The sequence below is a fragment of the Bacillus sp. EB106-04-02-XG92 genome (assembly GCF_058791995.1).
The window spans coordinates 32,115-52,263 of sequence record NZ_JBYTEA010000019.1; the positions used below are offsets into that span (position 1 = coordinate 32,115).

Consider the following 20,149-nt stretch of genomic DNA (forward strand, 5'->3'; position numbering starts at 1 on the left):
GCAGTCCTATAAGGACTACGTTCTTCTTTAACCTATACTGTTTTTCTTCACGGTACTCATGCTTCCAATGGTATAAGCGATAAACGCAAAACAAATTGGGAAGACAACTGTATGTATACCGAATGGATTTGGATAGAAAAGATGGATGCACATATATGAACCTACCCCAACTAAAATAGAGGCAAGCGCTCCTGTTGCGTTTCCTTTCTTCCAATATAACCCTAATACGATCGGCCAAATGAATGCTGCTTCTAATCCACCGAAAGAAAATAAATTTAACCATATTAAAAAATCTGGTGGTTTAATTGCTGCTGCATAAACGAGCATTCCTACGATACCAGTAATCCACAAACTTCCTTTTCTAATTGTACTGTCTGCCGCATCTTTATTTATGTAATTTACGTATATATCTTTAATAATTGATGAACTTACAAGTAACAATAACGAATTTACTGTAGACATAATTGCTGCCATTGGTGCAGCTAAGAAAACTCCAGCTAGCCAAGGTGGCAACACTTCCATAGCGAGTAGCGGCATTACTTTATCTGGTACTGTTATACCGGGAAGTACGACTCGTGCAAACACACCTGTTAAATGCATACCAATCATAATTGTACCTACAACAATCGTTCCAATTATTAATGCTTGGTGCATAGCTTTTGAATTTTTATAAGACATAGCACGCACGCTAATTTGCGGTAAACCAACAACGCCAATTCCAATCAAAATCCAAAATGATGTCACATATGATTTCGTTAAACTACCATCCGCTCCGAATGGTGTAATTAAATTCGGATTAATTTGAACAAGTTCCTGCACAATCTTTTCAATTCCACCACCAGCAATGACAGTAGCAATTAAAATGATTGTCGTTCCAACTAACATAATGATACCTAATAACGTATCTGATAAAGCAACCGCACGGAATCCACCAATTAATACGTACACAAGTACAGAAAAAGTAAATAAAAATAGCGCCGTTGTATAGGAGAGACCCGTTAGTGACTCAATTAATCGACCACCGCCGACCCACTGAGCTACTGTTGCTGAAAATAAGAAAATAATAATACATAATGCAGAAAGTATAACAACTGCTTTATTATTATATCTTCCCTTTAAATAATCGATAAGAGTAATAGCTTCCATCTTCCTAGCGATAATTGCAAACTTTTTACCGATAACCGTTAAAACGATATACCCTGTTACAACTTGAATTGCAGATAGTAGCACCCATCCAAGCCCCATATTGTATGCAATACCAGGACCACCAATAAAACTACTTGCACTACCGTACGTAGCGATCATTGTCATTGCTAATAATAAACCGCCAAGCTCACGCCCACCAAGAAAATATTCTTGCAAAAATTTATTATTAGCAGTTGCTTGCACGCGTCTTGAAGCATATACACCAATTAAAAATACAACGATAAACGAAATTATCATTGGAATGATTACATACCAATTCATCTATTATTCCTCACTTTTTTCTTCCTCATCGAGTGAAATATCTTGAAATACAAAACGAACAACTAAACTAAGTAATATAACCATAACGATAAATCCAACGATACAACTATAAAAAAACCATGCTGGAAAACCGAATACATATGTATATTCACTCGGATTTTTACTACCAAGCCCATAAGCAAATCCGTACCATATTATAAAATTGATAATAGCAAGTCCAAGACCGATTAACGCTTCTCTATGGGCAATCCGAAAGCGTGAATCATCATGATAATTCTTCATTTTCTCCCTCCTCTCACGATGTATTATTGTACCATTGTTCTTCTAGTTTTTCCTACTAGAAAGCAAAAACAAGCAGGATTTTTTATATTCATATAGAAGATTCTCTTACATTACATATTTTTTACAATTGTAACACAAATGAAATTTGAATTTTCAGTATTTGTTACTTATGATTTAAATTAGAGGCTTTCCATCTAGTTCCCACATCCTTGATTTCGGAATAAACGCCGTCTCGTACTGCGTTTACATTATATTTTCAAGGGGGTTATACAATGAGTCAACTAGCTGTAAATCTTCATGAAAAAGTAGAAAAGTTTCTTCAAGGTACAAAAAAGTTATATGTGAATGGATCTTTCGTTGAAAGCGCTTCTGGTAAGACGTTTAAAACACCTAATCCAGCAACTGGCGAAACGCTTGCTGTCGTTTCTGAGGCTGGTCGCGAAGATATTCATAAAGCTGTCGTTGCAGCTCGCATGGCTTTTGACGAAGGTCCTTGGTCACGTATGAGCACTGCTGAGCGCAGCCGTCTTATGTACAAATTAGCTGATTTAATGGAAGAACATAAAGAAGAGCTTGCACAGCTCGAAACGTTAGATAACGGAAAGCCAATCCGTGAAACAATGGCAGCAGACATACCACTTGCAATTGAGCATATGCGCTATTATGCTGGATGGGCTACGAAAATCGTTGGTCAAACAATCCCTGTTTCTGGTGATTTCTTTAACTATACACGCCATGAAGCTGTTGGTGTCGTCGGTCAAATTATCCCTTGGAACTTCCCACTTCTTATGGCAATGTGGAAAATGGGAGCAGCGCTTGCTACAGGATGTACAATCGTTTTAAAACCTGCAGAACAAACACCACTATCTGCTCTATACTTAGCTGAATTAATTGAAGAAGCTGGATTCCCGAAAGGTGTTATTAATATCGTTCCTGGATTCGGTGAATCAGCTGGACAAGCACTTGTTAATCATCCACTCGTCGATAAAATTGCATTTACTGGTTCTACTCCAGTCGGTAAACAAATTATGCGACAAGCATCTGAATCATTGAAACGTGTTACTTTAGAGCTTGGCGGTAAATCACCGAACATTATTTTACCAGACGCCGACTTATCTCGCGCGATTCCTGGTGCACTTTCTGGTGTTATGTTTAACCAAGGACAAGTATGCTCTGCTGGATCACGCTTATTTGTTCCGAAGAAAATGTATGATAATGTCATGGCTGACCTTGTCCTTTACTCTAAAAAATTAAATCAAGGTGCTGGCTTAAGTCCAGAAACTACAATCGGTCCTCTCGTTTCTGAAGAACAACAAAAACGTGTAATGGGCTTCATTGAAAAAGGCATTGAAGAAGGTGCTGAAGTACTTTGCGGAGGAAGTAATCCATTCGATCAAGGCTACTTCGTTTCCCCTACTGTATTCGCTGACGTTAATGATGAAATGACGATTGCAAAAGAAGAAATTTTCGGTCCAGTTATTTCTGCAATACCTTTTAACGATATTGATGAAGTAATTGAACGTGCAAATAAATCACAATTCGGCTTAGCAGCTGGTGTGTGGACAGAAAATGTTAAAACAGCACACTATGTTGCAAGTAAAGTACGTGCTGGTACTGTATGGGTAAACTGTTATAACGTCTTTGATGCGGCATCTCCATTTGGAGGATTTAAACAATCCGGTCTTGGCCGTGAAATGGGATCTTACGCATTAAATAACTATACAGAAGTGAAGAGTGTTTGGCTCAACTTAAACTAACGAAAAAAGAACCTGACCTATCCGGTCAGGTTCTTTTCATTATGTATGCCTTTAAACTTGCAGTCCCCCGCTCACATTCAATACTTCTCCTGTAATATAAGATGCGTATTCCGATGCTAAAAAAGCAGCTGCGTTCGCAATATCTTCTGGCGTTCCAATTCTACCAACTGGAATCGCGCCGACCATCTTTTCTTTCACTTTATCTGGTATCGTTTTTGTCATATCTGTATCCATAAACCCTGGACAAATCGCATTACACGTAATACCAAAACTTCCAACTTCTTTCGCTGCCGTTTTCGTTAACCCTACAACGCCTGCCTTCGTAGCCGCATAATTCGCTTGACCTATGTTTCCTTCTCTACTAATTGAAGATATATTAATAATGCGTCCATAACCTTGTTGTCTCATATAAAGAAGCGCTGGTTGCATACAATAAAAAACTCCAGTTAAGTTCACTTGCAATACTTGTTCCCAAGAAGACTTCTCCATTTTATGTAACATTGCATCTCTTGTAATCCCAGCGTTATTCACCAAAATATGTAATGTACCGAATTTTTGAACTGCATATTCAATTAACGACTTCGCTTCATTTTGATTACTCACATCACATCGATATAAGCTCACTTCATATCCTTCATCCGATAACTCACGTGTCGTTTTTTGTAGCTTCTCTTCATTTACATCACTAATTAATACTTTTGCCCCTAGTTTTGCATAAACCCTTGCAATCTCTTTTCCAATCCCCTGTGCAGCTCCTGTTACAACAGCTGTTTTCCCATTTAAAAACTCCATTCCTATCCCCCATTTCTATTACTTATACTGTATATTTCGGCTTTTTACTTTCCAATTCCTCTTTGAATAAAAAAGTCTATTTGTGTCAAACTAACTTTGCAACGTCGCATAAAGTGCAAGGAGATTATGTCAAATGAACAAAAAAAATTTCAAGCAAAATAAAGCTGCTGATGGCATTGATGTTGAGTTCTCTCGTGAACTTGCTGACCACAATGACTTAGAAGCAAACGCACGTGCAAATGCCGCTGATGCACGTCAAAAACGCCAGTCAACAGAAAAATAAGGAAAGCACAACCTTATTCTTTTCAACAGGGACCTACTACCCAACAAAATAAACCGAGAGACATCTCTCGGTTTATTTTCGATATTTTTTTATATAATGTGCTAAAGTAAGTAGCGGATAAATTTGGGCATAGCTATGATAACGAATATAAAACCCACCTGGTAAACCTGTTCCAGTAGGATATTTTTCATTCACATAAGGATTCGCAAGCAAATATGAAATACCTTTTCGAATAGTTGGTGTTTCTTTATCATAGTAAGAAATGAGAGCATCTAACGCCCATGCTGTTTGAGATGGTGTACTAAATGGTAAAGTAACGAATCTTTTCTCCACACTACTTTGGCATGATTCTCCCCACCCACCATCTTCATGCTGTATATGTTCAAGCCATAAAGCCGCTCGTTTCAATGATGGATTGCTAGATGGAATTCCGAGTGACCGTAAACCTGTCATCACCGCCCACGTACCATATATATAACAAATCCCCCATTTCCCATACCAGGATCCATTTTTCTCTTGTACATTCATTAACCAATTTATCGCACTTTGTTTTTGTTTTTCAAGCAATTCATTTTGCGCATATGTCCCGTAAAGCTCTAACACTCTCCCTGTAATATCTGGTGTAGAAGGGTCTGTAATCATATCGCTTGCATTTTCGATTGGTAAATTTGCTAATAAATTGCTCGTCACACCTTTTTCAAATGCTCCCCAGCCACCATCATTATTTTGTAATCCTTTAACCCAATCAATCCCTTTCTTCCAAGCATTATCTATATTTTCGTTTCCTCTACTTCTCGCCAACGCTCTTAGCACAGCTGTTGTATCATCAACATCTGGAATTGTCGTATTCACATCCGAAAAACCCCAGCCGCCTGGATTAAGCGCCGGTGCATGTACGCTCCAATCAGCTTTTTTTGTATGTTGTTTTTTTAACAAATATGTTGCTGCATGTTGAATCATCTTGTTATCTTTCGGAACATGGGCTTCTTGTAACGCATAGCTGAGTAATGCCGTATCCCATAAAGTTGAAGGAGAGTTTTGCAAATGATTCCCTCTTTCCATCTTCCATATATAAGATGTTATCCCGGTTATAGCCTTTTGAATCATTGATGATTGAAGAGAATGACCTAACGCGAGTAAAGCATAAATCATATAAAAGGAGGCAGTTGCGTAACTATATAACGTTCCATTTTCATCAATACGCTCTTTCATAAAACGTTCAACTTCCTCATATCCTTTATGATGTAACGAAAGAGGATACGATATAATTTGCTTTACATCACTTACTAACGTTTGAAACAACGGAGACCGATCCTCCCGAAACCATTCTCCGCCCCCGCCGGCAATGTGATTTAAATTTGGCAATAACTTTTTCCCTACTTGAAATCTTTTATTTAAACAAAGCATCATCGGAATTAAATGAATACGTGCTGAGCTACTCAATTCAAATATACTGAGAGGGGAATCATTTTGGAGAAACATGATTGGTGTTGGCAAATGAAAGAGTGAAGGATATTCATATTCTCCATGAATTGCTAACAAAAACTTCGTCATAAAATGAGCACGCGCTACGCCTCCACGTTCCTTAATAAACATTTCGGCCCGCGTCATATTCGCATCTTCTTTTGTATATTTTTTCGATGCTAGCAGGGCCGCATAAGATTGAATTGTAGCAGATAAATTCCCTCCAACTTCATCTTCATACAATTTCCATGTTCCTTCATCTGTTTGGAGTGATGCTAACCTTTTTACAAACGGTTCTATCTCTTTATCTCTACCTAATAATTTTAATAAAAAAATCATATGGCAATCTGTTAATGGTGCCCCTTCAAAACAAAACCGCCACGTTCCATCTCGCTGTTGCATCGTTTGAAGGGCCGTTGTTCGCCTCGCTATTTCTTCATGCACTTTTTCATATAATAACAACTTACTCACCCACCCTTTCGAAATCCGTATAACGATATTCAAAAAAGGAGCTGAATATGTATGAAAACAAAGAAAAGCAGAACATATACAATGTTCTGCTCATAAACAATATCCCACTCCGACAATTATCCCTACTAAAGCACCAACTACTACTTCATACGGTGTATGCCCGACAAGTTCATTTAATTTCTTATACTCTGTTTGTCTACCGTGAAAAAACTCATTCAAAATTTTTGCTTGTTTACTTACCGCAAGCCTTACTCCTGAGGCGTCATACATAACAATAATGGCAAAAATAGCAGCAATCGCAAACATGGAACTTTCCACGCCTTCCACAACGCCAACACCTGTCGCGAGTGCTGTAACAGTTGAAGCATGAGAACTTGGCATCCCACCGGAAGCGAAAAACTTTGCAAAATCAAATTCACCCGTTTTAACCAATTTAAAGACTACTTTCGTTAATTGTGCTAAAAACCATGAAATTACAGCGGCCATAAGCGGATCATTATGTAAAATTGTTTCCACGTTCTCAGCCCCCTACTAGCTATAATGGAAATTCTTTATAGTATCAGTATAAAGAAAAATGCGTAGAAAATACTACGCATTATGATACTTTTGCTGATTTATTTTTTATAAATTTCGGTTGTTTCTGCACTAAGAACTTTGTTTTCGCTACCGAGAATACAAATAATGCAACCCATATACAGAAAAATGCAATCATATGAGTAGATGTGAAATGTTCACCAAATACGAATACACCTAAAATTAAACTAATCGTTGGTGCAATATATTGTAAAAATCCTACCATATAAAGTGGGATAAGTTGTGCTCCTTTTGCAAAATAAAAAAGTGGTAAAGCAGTAACAATACCCGCTCCTATTAATAGTAGCGTCGATAACATGGAAATAGAGCCAAATGAGCCGAAACCATGTACTCCTGTCATTACTAGATAAATAATCGCAAACGGTGTCACTAACATCGTTTCCATCGTAAGTCCAATTGTCGCATCATAGTTTAACAATTTTTTCGTTAATCCGTATAATCCAAATGAAAAGGCGAGTGATAAAGAGACCCACGGAATAGATCCGAAGCGTACTGTTAAAATGATAACCCCTAATCCAGCTAAACCAACTGCAACATATTGCCAAAAGTTTAACTTTTCCTTTAAAACAACTGTACCAAGTAAAATACTAATAAGCGGATTAATATAATAGCCAAGACTTGCTTCAATGACATGATTATGATTAACAGCCCATATGTAGACAAACCAGTTTCCGCTAATCAAGACTGAAGCTATTGTTAATGACATTAATAATTTAGGTCGTTTAAAAAGATTCACGAACTCCCTAATAAACTGACGAAACCTTTTCGTAACACCTAATACGAGTAACATAAAAACGAACGCCCAAACGATGCGGTGTGCTAATATTTCATCTGCTGGAACTTCCTCAACCCATTTCCAATAGAGTGGTAGGATTCCCCACATCGTATAAGCACCAGCCGCATATATAATCCCTTTTTTTTGCTGTGCTGATTGACTCCCCATCTTCCTTTTTCTCCTCTTCTCTTTTTTCTCCATTATACGGTCCCGCATGCTCACTTTACCAATAATCAATCTGCAATTCTTTCGACATTTCTCATACAGCAAAAAGTAAACATACTGTTATAACGACAAGTAATGGTATACCAAAAACAAATTTCTTTTTATGAGTTTTATGGTGAAACATATACATACCGATCCAAGCACCAACTGCTCCTCCAGCTGCCGCTGATAAAAACAACGTACTTTCTGGCGTTCTCCACTGCTTTTTCTTCGCTTTTCGTTTATCAAGCCCCATAAGGCTAAAAGCTATAACATTAATAATAATAAAATAAATCCATTTCATCGCTTTCTCTCCCTATGAAAAATTCGCTTAATGGTAACATGAAAAAACGACGGAAACAACTGAAGAACGCTTTTTATTAATTAGTTACCTTCATAATTTATATAGCCAATTAAACAGAAAGATGTTATGAGCAGAATCTTATATTTCATTCCCTTCACCCACTACCATATCATCGAAAAAACTTCTCTCAATCTCTTTTTCATCAAAATGAAGAACTACGACTAGTCCTACATATAAAGAAACGAAATTTAGAAACCATTCGCCATTTTCATCTTTGTTAGCTAAACATTTAAATATCTCTTGAAATTGCATACGCTCATCGGTGGCAACAACGGGACGCACGCCAAAGTATTTCAATACGAGATTCAGCTTCAGTTGCACGGATAATGATAAAATATATTTTAATAGCTTTGTATAATAAACAACATTTTTTTGGCTATATAACTTCACAAGCTTTTGATGTAAAGTAGAAATCGATAATTCTTCTTCAGTCGCTTTTGTTGCTTCTATCGTTTCAATCATCTTTTTCATATCCATTACATTTACCCCTCCTGTTACAAAACAAAAACCAAAGTGTATTTATTTTATAATCAGCAATAATCGTGCATTTCTTGTCTCTTGTTCTTCTTCACTAACTAAGTCATACTTTTTTAAAAGATGAAAGATATCGTTTAATATTTCCTGCGAATGATTACGTTGCAAAAATCCTTTCAATCCTGTAAAAATCCCTTCCGGTAAAAAACTCTTCTGACTTTCCAGCTTATTCATTACATCTTCCATAGTATGATCGATATTACAAGCCATAAAAAATTCCTCCTTTATCCTTTATAAATAATATCCTCCGCTAACGATGTAAACACTTCTCCTACAAGAGAGTCTTCATCATATACAGATGAACCGTTGTTTTCTTCTCGTTTTGCAAAAGGTATTTGCGCGATCACTTCTGTTTGCAATTGTTCTGCAAGCATTTCGCCTCCACCTTTTCCGAAGAGATAATTTTTCGATCCATCTTGTTCTTCATAATAAGCCATATTTTCCACAATACCTAAAATTTCGTGTTTCGTATGTTTTGCCATAACACCTACTCTAGATGCTACGAATGAAGCTACATTGTGTGGTGTTGTAACGATAATTTCTTGCGCCTGCGGGATCATTGCAGCAACATCAATAGCAACATCCCCTGTACCAGGTGGTAAATCAAGAAGTAAATAATCTAATTCTCCCCAGTGTGTATTCGCTAAGAAATTTTGAATCCATTTATTTAACATCGGCCCGCGCCACATAACCGGGTTATTTCCTTCCGTAAAAAATCCCATCGACATAATTTTAACACCGTGACTAACGACTGGAATTGCCGTTTGATCAATCATCGTTGGCTTTTGATTCGTTTCCATCATAGCTGGAATGCTAAAACCATATATATCTGCATCTAATATCCCCACTTTTTTGCCCATACGAGCTAAAGCAGTTGCAAGATTAATTGTCACTGTTGATTTTCCAACCCCACCTTTTCCGCTCGTTACAGTAATAAATCGTACCCCTGAATCAAGGCGAAGCATGCTCGGCATACCAGTTTCTGTTCTACTATTTTTCTTTAACTTCTCTGTTAGCGCAGCTCGTTCTTCTTGTGTCATAGAACCAAATGTCAAATCTACTTTAGATGCACCAATTGCATGCAGAGATTCTTCCACATCTTGTTGAATTTTTGCCTTTAATGGACAACCTTGAATCGTTAGCACTACTTCAAGTTTAACCTCTGTTCCATTCATTTGTATATTTCTAACCATATTTAATTCTACAATACTTTTGTGTAACTCCGGATCCTCTACATGTTTTAACGCGCTCATTATTTGTTCTTGAGTAATCATAAAACTCATCCCTTCTCGTATTCGAATTTATATACAACATCTTCTTGGCGAAAAAGCTTATTATCCCCCGCTAACAGGCGGAATGAATGCGACTACATCTCCAGCTTTTATCATCTCTTCATTCGTTACAAATTCTTCATTAACAGCCACCATCACTCTATCAAGCGATTGTAAACAATAGCTTGCTTTGAGCCATTCTTTTAATTGCTGCACTGTCATTTCTTGTTTTTCTAAAATGACTAATTGATCCAATCCGACTTCCTCACGCAAATTTGCGAACAATAAAATTGTAATCATTTTCTCATTCTTCCTTCTCCGGTTTTCCTTCTGGATATGCTGTATTTTCAAGTTGATCTCCAATCCACATCGTCCCATCTTCCCAAAATTCTTTTTTCCAAATTGGGACAATTCTCTTTATACGTTCAATCGCGTATTCATTCGCTTCATAAGCTACTTTCCGATGCGGTGATGAAACTGCAATAACGACCGCGATATCCATAATTTCTAGCCGCCCTACACGGTGCGTAATTGCTACTTTTGCATCCGGCCACTTTTCATTGATTTCTTCACCAATTCTTGTAAGTTGTTTTACTGCCATCGGCTTATATGCTTCGTACTCTAAATGTAGCGTTCGTTTTCCTTTTGTTAATTCTCTTACCGTACCAATAAATGTTGTAATTGCACCTGCTTCTCTTCTTGCGACTTTATTCGTTACTTCTTCAACTACAATCGGTATATCTATAATTTCAAATAGTACTTGTCCCATTAGAAACACCTCTCACTTTATAAAATGTCCAAGGCCATTCACTACCTTCATTATCTTCCAGCAAGAGAACATCTACGAACATATCTTTTTTATAACCTCTCGTACCACCTGGAAGTACAATAAATATATTTGTCTCTGCTAATGAAGAAACCGAACTAGATTTATCAAACCCTGACGGATAAGCAATTAATTGCCCTTCTTTATATGTCAGTTTTGCTCGCACAAATCTTGTAAATGGATTTGGTTTTAAAAAATCTTCTCCTAACAACGCTTTTTCTCTTTTTACATGTGCTTTTTCACTAAACATATACGTCCGAATACAAGGTCTTACAAACAATTCAAATCCTACGTAACAAGCAGATGGATTTCCTGATAAACCAAATAATAACTTGCCATTTAATTGTGCTACAGTCGTAACACTTCCTGGCCGCATTGCAACTTTATTGAAAAGAACCGATGCACCTAATTTTTCATATATAGCTGGCAAATAATCGTAATCCCCTACTGATACACCACCTGTTGTAATGAGCATATCTACTTGGCTTAATGCTTCTTTTACAGCTGTGAAACATGTATGAAAATCATCGCTAAACTTCCCAAAATATTTTACTCTGCCGCCCGCTCTTCGAATTTGAGACAGTATCATATACGTATTACTATTTCGGATTTTCCCTGGCTGTAGTGAATCATTTACATCCAGTAATTCACTACCAGTCGCTAATAGTCCAATTATAGGTTTTCTTGCAACTGGCACCTCGCTATAGCCGAACGTAGCAAGAAGAGCTGAAATACCTGGATGAATGTATGATCCTTTCTTTGCAAGAACCGTTCCTTTACGAGCATCTTCACCTTGAAAAGAAATATTGTCGCCCGTTTTAAATGATCGCTTCACTTCCATATAATTGTTGCCAGCTTCCTCATATTGACGAGTCAGCTCTAACATAACAACCGCATCACACCCATTCGGAATTTGCGCTCCCGTCATAATTCGGACTGCTTGAAACGGGCCTACTTTCTCGTGGAATATTGATCCTGCACCAATTTCACCAATTACTTCAAACACAATTGGTGTTTCATAACTTGCTACATTCGTATCTTCTGACCTAATAGCAAATCCGTCATACGGTGAACGATTGAATGAAGGTACATCATGGTCGGCTACTAAATCCTCTGCTAATATACGCCCGTAGGCTAATTCAATTGGCAATAGCTCCTTTAATCCCTCATTAGCAAATTCCATTACTTTACGAACAGCTTCTTCAACCGTAATTGGCACTCTTCTTTCCATTGTTGACAACCCTTTCTATTAACCGAATACGCGATAATATAATTGTTTCGCTTTCGATATATCATTTGTACCATGAATGAAAACACGACCATCCCGAAAAATAACGACGCGGTAATCATCTAGTTGGCAAGATAGTAAATATGGATTCTGCTCTACTCTCCCTAGTTTTTTTAATACTTTTTCTATGTCGTCAAAATCGTACTTTCTATTGTCTACTGGCCTAATTTGAACTGTATTTCTTCCGCATAAAACAGCTACCTTCGTTTGGTTTTCGTATGATAAATAAGGATAAGTTCGATTCAAACCGCACGAAGGGCAATCATCAGTCTTGATTTTCCCTAGTTTTATAAATTGGTTTTGATTATTCCATATATCAAACATGAAAAATGTTTTTCTAATTGCCGAGAAATCTTCTACTAAAATTTTGATTGCTTCCGCCACTTGATATGCCGCGACAATTTGGACAGCCGGACTAATAATTCCAGCTGTATCACATGTCACACCTGTAACAGGAACATTCTTCAGCACACAATGTAAACACGGTGTCTTTTGCGGAATAATTGTATAGCTCATACCGTACGATCCAACACAAGAACCATATACCCACGGGATATTATGTTTTTGCGATAAGTCATTAATGACAAATCGAATATCAAAATTATCTGTTGCATCAATTATCATATCTACATTTTTTAATAGGTCATCCATATTTTCTGCAACTGCATCCATTACGAAAGCATGTATGTGTACTTCAGAATTAATTTGTTCTAGCCGATTTTTAGCAGCAATTGCTTTTGGTATTTTCTCTCTGGCATCTTGTTCAGAGTACAATTGTTGCCTTTGTAAATTACTCCATTCAACGTAATCACGATCAATAATCGTCAACTTACCAATACCTGCACGTACGAAACTTTCGGCACTCGCACTTCCTAATGCGCCTGCTCCTACAATTAACACATGTTTATTACGAATTTTTTCTTGTCCTTTACTCCCAATTGGTTTGAACAACTGTTGTCGTGAATACCGCTCATCCATTACATATCCTTCCTCTCACGAACTCTATTTCATATTGGAATATTGTTTTTGATAACAAGCAAAGTAAGCAAATCCAACAAATCCAGCTCCTCCAATTACATTTCCTATAAAGACAGGAACAAAATTTCTAGCAAGATCCACCCACGTCAGATGACCTGCAAAAATAACTGCTGAGATGACAAACATATTTGCTACTACTTGCTGAAATCCAATCACTACAAATGCCATAATGGGAATCCAAATTCCGATTATTTTCCCGACAAAATCACTCGTCCCATAAGCGAGCCAAAGCGCCAAACAAACGAGCCAATTACAACCAATTGCTAAAATTAAAGTTCTTCCAAACGATTCATGTAATTTCCCTTCTGCTATCGCTACCGTTTTATTTAAATAATCTCCCTCTGTTAATCCGCCAAGATGACCGAAACAATACGCAACAAAAATAGCTCCCACGAAATTCATGAAAGTAATCCAAACCCAGTTATTTAGTACACTTACTAATGTAATTTTCTTTGCATATAGTGCCATAGACAGTGACATCATATTTCCCGTAATCAATTCTCCTCCTGCTAATACGACGAGCATTAATCCAACAGGAAAAACCGCTCCTCCTAAAACATTGACTAAACTACCCCAGCGTTCAGGTAAATTACCTAAAACGCGAATGTTAAGCAGAAAACCTAACGAAATAAACGCTCCTCCTAAAAAACCGAGAATAAGCATTGCTGGCAACGTCTGACTTACTTTTTGAACACCGGCCTCAATTACAAGCTCAGCAATTTGTTCCGGTTTATGAAATGCCATTACTAATTCCTCCATTTTCTCCAAATAAAAAAGCAGCTTCAAAAAACCTCCACAAAATAAAGGTTTTTGAATGCTGCTTAATTTCTCTGCACATCTTTTACAGAGATATCAATCATCACTTTTACTATAAAATAGAAAATCTACAAACGTTGCACATTTTCCATTTTGTATATAATTCATCATAGCTTTACTCTTATATATCAACCACCAATATGTGACATTTCAATTTTAGGTACTCTTTTTTCACTTGTATTATTTAAGCGTTCATCTGAATAACGATCTTCTCGGTTGTTCCATATATCACGTACGATATTTGTTATTTCCTCGTCAGTGTACCCAGATCGAAGTAGTTCTCTCAAATCATTTCCTTTAGAGGCAAACAAACAAGTATATAATTTTCCTTCTGCAGAAATACGGGCTCTCGTACATGAGGAACAGAAGGAATCTGTTACTGATGAAATAATACCTATCTCTTCATCACTTCCAATATAACGATAGCGAGTCGCAACTTCACCTGCATAATTCGCTTCAATCCGTTCTAATGGCATAACTTGATGAATGGCATCTACTATTTCTTGTTTCGAGACGACCTCTTTTAATTCCCAACCGTTATAATTCCCAACATCCATATACTCAATAAAACGAAGAATATGCTTATTTTCCTTAAAGTATTGTGCCATCTGCAAAATGTCCTGTTCGTTTTTCCCCTTTTGAACGACCATGTTTATTTTAATTTTCATACCAACTTCAGCTGCAGCCTGTATTCCTTCTAGTACCCTTTGCACTTTGCTTCTATTACCATTCAAATAGAAAAAACGGTCTTCTTCTAAGGAATCTAAACTAACTGTCACACGTGATAAACCCGCCTTATATAAATCAGGAGCAAACTTTTTAAGTAACGATCCATTGGTTGTTAAACCGATATCCTCCACACCATCTATTTTACTAAGGCGCTCAATAAGCTGCGGAAGACCTCTTCGAAGTAACGGTTCTCCGCCCGTAATCCGTAACTTTCTTACACCTAAAGAAACAAAAATACGTGTTATCCTTTCAATCTCATCAAAAGATAAAATTTTATTATTAGACAAAAACGAATAATCAGGACCAAATATTTCTTCTGGCATACAATAACGACAGCGAAAATTACAGCGATCAGTAACAGAAATACGTAAATCCTTTAAAGGACGTTGTAGTTTGTCTAATGTGACAGATTTCATATTTATTGCCTCGCTTTTACTTATTTTATATTTAAAACACGCTCTGGATGCGTATATACATTTAAAGATTGATTCCGAATAAACCCTATCGTAGTAATACCTAATTCTTCTGCTAGCTGCAAAGCCAACTCAGTTGGAGCTGATTTTGAAAGTATAATTTCACAACCAATCTTTGCAACTTTCAATAATATTTCCGAAGAAATACGACCACTAAAAACTATGATTTTATCTTTTATAGAAATATTATTTTTTAAACAATAACCGTAAATTTTATCTAACGCATTATGTCTACCGATATCCATTCGGCTTAACATAATACCATTCACGTCACACAAAGACGCATTATGCACGCCTCCTGTATGACGAAATGTCTCTGCGGATTGCTGCATTTCTTTCATTAACCGAAAACAATCTTCTGCAGCAACCTGCACATGGACACCATTCATCTTTTTCGCGCTTAGGGCATCATTTGCAAAAACAAAACCTTGTCTACTCATACCACAACACGACGTAATATAACGTTTATTTTGCATTTGTTCGTAATACGGATTCACTTTTGTCGTCGTGACATGTACAAATCCTTCTTTCTCTTGTACCCATATGTCATCAATATCTTCATATTTCCGAATGATTCCTTCAGATGCTAAAAAGCCTATTACCATATCTTCTATATATTCTGGAGTACTAACCATTGTAACAAACTCCTGTCCGTTCATTTTAACCGTGACTGGAAACTCTGTTACAATGCTGTCCTCTATATGTTTAAACGCCCCTTGTTCATAACGAAAGATTTCTCTTTCTACCTGTATCGGCTTCACGATCAGTATCCTTCTCTCACGTTATATTTTTATCAAAAACAAATACCGAAACTGCAATATCTTCTTCTACTTTCATATCTGAAAACAAATTCACTAATTTCGCTCCAACAAGTTCCTCCAAATGTTCACGGGAATTCGCAGCATACACTTCTTGAATCATTTTCGTTCTAGCCATATGAACCATTTCCGCACCGTCCATCGTACTTGAAATAAATTTTTCAGTAGGTGTTAAGTTTCCATAAAGAGTCGCTATAGCCATATTTTCCGCAAAAACAGTATGAATTCGTTCTGGTCCTTTTCCAAAAAGTTCCTTTCGAAGTTTTCGTATCATATCATTAAATTCATGTACTTTTTTTGACATACAATTATACCTCCCAAAAGCCTCATTTTACTTTATTATATATTTTACCAAAATGAGCCTTCCGCCCAAACTATTTCGTACAAATATTTGGGCGGAAAGGTTCACTTCATGAAGTTTATTCGTCTTTTAACCCTTTCCCCATACCTTTTAAGAAATGAAGCCCAAACCCGATAGCACGGTTAATATCTGGGTCTTTCAATACTTTCATAAGATCGAATACCCCTACTTTTTTATTACTTTCTAGATGTTCATTACCTTCTTCTAGTCCGACTAATAAACTGCCTATAAGCTTTTTCGTAAGTTCTGGGTCAAGTTCAGTTAACGCACCTGCAGCGCCCATCATATTATTAATTAAATTTGTAACAGGCTCACGAGTTACTTGACCTAGAACAATTTTCGCAATTGGTTCTTTCGCTTTTAGCATTGAATTTGCAGCTTCTAGCATTCCAATGTCATTTAATTCCCCTACTATATTAAACATCTGATTTAGAGCTTCCTCATTATTAGTTAGAAGCTCTTTTAAATCATCTAACTTTTGCTGTTTTATTTCTTCCTCAGTTAATTCTTGTTTTTGAATCATTTTTATAGGTGCAGCCATAGTTTTCTCCTCCTACTTATCCGTTAAATGCACATACTCTGGACGTGCCCACTTACGATGTACCTCAATGCCAGCTTGAGGGTGACGTTTTTTATTGCGTGGGTTCGCTTTTGGCATCGGATTTTCGCCATCAACTTCTAACACTTCCATACGTACTTTCGTTTGTTTATACGCAGGTGTATTCGTACGTACATCCACAGCAGGACCTGTTAAGAAATTAATTGCTGTTTCGTTATCTGTAGAGTTCATCGGTAAATATAACTCATTCGCTTTTACACGATCTGTAACGAGTGCACGTAATTTTAATGCTCCAAAAGGAGAGACAAGACGAACTAACGAACCTGTTTTTACGCCACGTTCTTTTGCAAGGTCTGGAGAGATTTCAACGAAAACACCAGGTACTTTCGTTTGAATACCTGTTGATTTATTTGTCATATTCCCTTCATGGAAATGCTCAAGCATACGACCGTTGTTAATGTGGAGGTCAAACTCGGCTGGAAATTCAGCTGGACGTACCCAGTCAGCAATCGCAAAACGAGCTTTTTTATCTGGGAAGTTAAATCCATCTTGGAACAGAAGTGGTGTATTCGTTCCATCAAAACTTCCCCAATGGAAACTGTTCCACCCTTCAAGCACTTCATAGCTCGCTTGCGAGAACAATGGTGATAAACTTGCCATTTCAGCAAAGATTTCACTTGGGTGGCTATAATTCCAGTTTGCACCTAGTTTATTCGCAACTTCCTGGACGATCCACCAGTCTGGTTTCGCGTCTCCTAGCGTAGGAAGAACTTGATATAATCTTTGGACACGGCGCTCTGTATTTGTGAAAGTACCTTCTTTCTCAAGAGATGGCGCTGCTGGTAATACAACATCTGCATATTGAGCAGTTTTAGAAAGGAAAACATCTTGCACAACGAAGAAATCAAGGCTAGATAACACTTCATGTACATGATTTGCATTAGAATCTACAAGAGCCATATCTTCTCCGACAAGATACATTGCTTTCATTTTTCCTTCGTCAATTGCGTGAAGCATTTCAATATTATTAAGACCTGGTTCACTATCAATTTTCACTCCGTAAGCCATTTCAAATTTCGCACGTTCCATATCGTTAGTAACATGTTGATATCCAGGAAGCCATCCTGGTAAAGTACCCATATCACAAGCACCTTGTACGTTATTGTGACCTCGAAGTGGGTATGCACCTGCTCCTGGACGACGATAGTTCCCTGTTGCAAGAAGTAAGTTTGAAATTGCAGCGGAAGTATCAGAACCACCTGTATTTTGCGTTACCCCCATACCCCAAAGGATACATGTACCATCTGCATCACGAATCATTTCAGCCATTTGAATAAGTGTTTCTTTTGAAATACCTGTTACTTCTTCTGCATATTCAAGTGTATATTCTTCTAGGCTCTCTTTGAAATCTTCAAAGAAGTTTACATTCTCATTAATAAATTCCTGATCATGCCAACCTTGATCGATCATATATTTCGTAACAGCCATTAACCATACTTGATCTGTTCCTTGTTTTGGACTAACAAAGACGTCTGAACGCTCTGCCATTTCTGTTTTACGAAGATCAGCGACAATTAATTTTTGTCCGTGTAATTTATGCGCACGTTTAATATGTGTAGCTAAAACAGGATGACCTTCTGTCGGATTACAACCTACAATGATAACAAGACCAGATTGTGCGATGTCTTTAATCGTTCCAGCATCTCCGCCCATACCAATTGTACGGAATAATCCGTCTGTCGCTGGCGATTGACAATAACGTGAGCAGTTATCAATATTATTCGTTTCAAATACTTGTCGGGCTAATTTTTGAATCACATAATTGTCTTCATTCGTAATTTTTGATGAAGAAATAAAACCGATAGCATCTTTACCGTACTCTTCTTTAATCGATCCTAATTTACTTGCAACTACATGTAATGCTTCTTCCCATGTAGATTCAACAAACGATCCATTTTTACGAATTAAAGGTTTTGTAATTCTTTCTTTAGAATTTACGAAATCCCAACCGAACTTTCCTTTTACACAAGTAGAAATTGCGTTAACTGGCGCATCCGAAGAAGGCTGTACTTTAAGGATTTTACGCCCTTTCGTCCACACTTCAAATGAACAACCTACACCACAAAATGTACATACTGTTTTCGTCTTCTTCGTACGAGTATCACGCATGGCCGCTTCCACTTCTGATACCGCAAAAATACCGCTATATCCAGGCTCAACTTCTTTAATTAAATCTACCATCGGTTCAAGAATATCTGGTTTTAATCCCGTCATAAATCCAGCTTCACCAAGCATTGTTTTCTCCATTAAAGCGTTACAAGGGCAAATGGTTACACATTGACCGCAGCTCACGCAGGAAGAGTCATTAATATTTACTCCTTCATCCCAAATAACTCGTGGGCGTTCCGCTTCCCAGTCTATTGATAACGTTTCATTTACTTGTAAGTTTTGACACACCTCAACGCATTGACCGCATGCGATACATTGATTCGGGTCATAGCGATAAAACGGATGCGTCATATCAACTTCACTTACATCTACTTTCGGTTCATAAGGATATTTTTGATGTTCAATCTCCATTAATTCTGCTGTATTATGCAGTTTACAGTTCCCATTGTTGTTGTCACATACTGTACAGTATAATAAATGATTTTCTAGTAATCGATCCATCGCCTCAGTTTGTGCTTCTTTTGCACGAGCAGAATTACATTCAATGTTCATACCTTCTGTCACCACTGCCGAACAAGAGCGCATTAACTTTCCGTCAACTTCTACAATACATGTGTCACATGTTTGAATAGGATCTACTTCTGGCACGTAACAAATTTGCGGATGTTCAATCCCGTTCTCATTTATAACACCCAATATCGTTGAACCGGGCTCCGCTGTATACTTTTTTCCGTCAATTGTAATATGAACCATGTTGTTATTCATGGTCTTTCCCCCTTTTTGAGAATAAAAAAACTCCACCACGAAAATATAC

22 protein-coding genes are annotated in these 20,149 nt (G+C 37.3%); 2 read left to right on the top strand and 20 right to left on the bottom strand.

Features of this window, described 5'->3' with window-relative positions; genetic code table 11:
- Window positions 1-27 precede the first annotated feature (27 nt).
- Window positions 28-1,467 (bottom strand): sodium/pantothenate symporter, encoded by a 1,440-nt coding sequence (gene panF / locus AC3WVA_RS27150; RefSeq protein WP_098346113.1) that lies wholly within the window; start codon window positions 1,465-1,467, stop codon window positions 28-30.
- Between the two features lie 3 nt (window positions 1,468-1,470).
- Window positions 1,471-1,749, bottom strand: coding sequence for a YhdT family protein (locus AC3WVA_RS27155; protein WP_098346114.1), 279 nt, complete (start codon window positions 1,747-1,749; stop codon window positions 1,471-1,473).
- Between the two features lie 272 nt (window positions 1,750-2,021).
- On the opposite strand from AC3WVA_RS27155, the gene dhaS reads away from it, so the two are divergent.
- A complete protein-coding gene (gene dhaS, locus AC3WVA_RS27160; RefSeq protein ID WP_098346115.1) occupies window positions 2,022-3,506 on the top strand; it encodes an aldehyde dehydrogenase DhaS in 1,485 nt (494 codons plus the stop codon).
- Window positions 3,507-3,557: 51 nt separating this feature from the next.
- On the opposite strand, the gene fabG is transcribed toward dhaS, so the two are convergent.
- The gene (fabG, locus tag AC3WVA_RS27165; RefSeq protein WP_061678476.1) at window positions 3,558-4,298 is read right to left on the bottom strand and encodes a 3-oxoacyl-ACP reductase FabG; all 741 of its coding nucleotides are present in this window, start codon (window positions 4,296-4,298) and stop codon (window positions 3,558-3,560) included.
- 133 nt (window positions 4,299-4,431) lie between these two features.
- Between fabG and AC3WVA_RS27170 the strand changes: the two genes are divergently transcribed.
- A complete protein-coding gene (locus AC3WVA_RS27170) occupies window positions 4,432-4,581 on the top strand; it encodes a YfhD family protein (RefSeq protein ID WP_001035806.1) in 150 nt (49 codons plus the stop codon).
- Between the two features lie 72 nt (window positions 4,582-4,653).
- On the opposite strand, the gene AC3WVA_RS27175 is transcribed toward AC3WVA_RS27170, so the two are convergent.
- The 17 genes from AC3WVA_RS27175 to fdhF all read right to left on the bottom strand — a co-directional run bounded on the left by AC3WVA_RS27175 (window position 4,654) and on the right by fdhF (window position 20,100).
- Window positions 4,654-6,507: a terpene cyclase/mutase family protein gene (locus AC3WVA_RS27175; RefSeq protein WP_098880513.1), complete on the bottom strand. Its 1,854-nt coding sequence runs from the start codon at window positions 6,505-6,507 to the stop codon at window positions 4,654-4,656.
- A gap of 99 nt (window positions 6,508-6,606) precedes the next feature.
- Complete coding sequence (locus AC3WVA_RS27180) at window positions 6,607-7,032, bottom strand: divergent PAP2 family protein (RefSeq protein ID WP_048527641.1); 426 nt, start codon at window positions 7,030-7,032, stop codon at window positions 6,607-6,609.
- 79 nt (window positions 7,033-7,111) lie between these two features.
- Window positions 7,112-8,053 (bottom strand): EamA family transporter RarD, encoded by a 942-nt coding sequence (rarD, locus tag AC3WVA_RS27185; protein ID WP_098346117.1) that lies wholly within the window; start codon window positions 8,051-8,053, stop codon window positions 7,112-7,114.
- 91 nt (window positions 8,054-8,144) lie between these two features.
- Window positions 8,145-8,393, bottom strand: coding sequence for a DUF1294 domain-containing protein (locus AC3WVA_RS27190; RefSeq protein WP_016086864.1), 249 nt, complete (start codon window positions 8,391-8,393; stop codon window positions 8,145-8,147).
- A 138-nt stretch (window positions 8,394-8,531) separates the two neighbouring features.
- Entirely contained in the window at window positions 8,532-8,930 is a 399-nt protein-coding gene (locus AC3WVA_RS27195; RefSeq protein ID WP_098346118.1) for a hypothetical protein, read from the bottom strand.
- A 42-nt stretch (window positions 8,931-8,972) separates the two neighbouring features.
- A complete protein-coding gene (locus tag AC3WVA_RS27200) occupies window positions 8,973-9,197 on the bottom strand; it encodes a group-specific protein (RefSeq protein WP_098346119.1) in 225 nt (74 codons plus the stop codon).
- 14 nt (window positions 9,198-9,211) lie between these two features.
- Complete coding sequence (locus AC3WVA_RS27205; RefSeq protein ID WP_071757682.1) at window positions 9,212-10,261, bottom strand: P-loop NTPase; 1,050 nt, start codon at window positions 10,259-10,261, stop codon at window positions 9,212-9,214.
- Between the two features lie 60 nt (window positions 10,262-10,321).
- A complete protein-coding gene (gene moaD, locus AC3WVA_RS27210; protein WP_098346120.1) occupies window positions 10,322-10,558 on the bottom strand; it encodes a molybdopterin converting factor subunit 1 in 237 nt (78 codons plus the stop codon).
- A gap of 4 nt (window positions 10,559-10,562) precedes the next feature.
- Entirely contained in the window at window positions 10,563-11,027 is a 465-nt protein-coding gene (gene moaE / locus AC3WVA_RS27215) for a molybdopterin synthase catalytic subunit MoaE (protein ID WP_098346121.1), read from the bottom strand.
- Window positions 11,008-12,315: a molybdopterin molybdotransferase MoeA gene (gene moeA / locus AC3WVA_RS27220; protein WP_098346122.1), complete on the bottom strand. Its 1,308-nt coding sequence runs from the start codon at window positions 12,313-12,315 to the stop codon at window positions 11,008-11,010. The genes moaE and moeA overlap by 20 nt, the downstream gene beginning before the upstream one ends.
- An 18-nt stretch (window positions 12,316-12,333) precedes the next feature.
- Entirely contained in the window at window positions 12,334-13,350 is a 1,017-nt protein-coding gene (locus AC3WVA_RS27225) for a molybdopterin-synthase adenylyltransferase MoeB (RefSeq protein WP_098346123.1), read from the bottom strand.
- A gap of 24 nt (window positions 13,351-13,374) precedes the next feature.
- The gene (locus tag AC3WVA_RS27230) at window positions 13,375-14,154 is read right to left on the bottom strand and encodes a formate channel (RefSeq protein ID WP_098346124.1); all 780 of its coding nucleotides are present in this window, start codon (window positions 14,152-14,154) and stop codon (window positions 13,375-13,377) included.
- 200 nt (window positions 14,155-14,354) lie between these two features.
- On the bottom strand, window positions 14,355-15,371 hold the full coding sequence (gene moaA / locus AC3WVA_RS27235) for a GTP 3',8-cyclase MoaA (protein ID WP_098346126.1): 1,017 nt from the start codon (window positions 15,369-15,371) through the stop codon (window positions 14,355-14,357).
- Between the two features lie 20 nt (window positions 15,372-15,391).
- Window positions 15,392-16,189 carry a formate dehydrogenase accessory sulfurtransferase FdhD gene (gene fdhD / locus AC3WVA_RS27240; RefSeq protein ID WP_098346127.1) on the bottom strand — a complete coding sequence of 266 codons (798 nt, stop codon included), beginning with the start codon at window positions 16,187-16,189 and terminating at the stop codon, window positions 15,392-15,394.
- A gap of 16 nt (window positions 16,190-16,205) precedes the next feature.
- Complete coding sequence (locus AC3WVA_RS27245) at window positions 16,206-16,550, bottom strand: Na-translocating system protein MpsC family protein (RefSeq protein WP_000039582.1); 345 nt, start codon at window positions 16,548-16,550, stop codon at window positions 16,206-16,208.
- A 115-nt stretch (window positions 16,551-16,665) separates the two neighbouring features.
- Window positions 16,666-17,148 (bottom strand): helical membrane plugin domain-containing protein, encoded by a 483-nt coding sequence (locus tag AC3WVA_RS27250; protein ID WP_000729897.1) that lies wholly within the window; start codon window positions 17,146-17,148, stop codon window positions 16,666-16,668.
- A gap of 12 nt (window positions 17,149-17,160) precedes the next feature.
- Complete coding sequence (gene fdhF / locus AC3WVA_RS27255) at window positions 17,161-20,100, bottom strand: formate dehydrogenase subunit alpha (protein ID WP_098880512.1); 2,940 nt, start codon at window positions 20,098-20,100, stop codon at window positions 17,161-17,163.
- Between the last annotated feature and the right edge of the window lie 49 nt (window positions 20,101-20,149).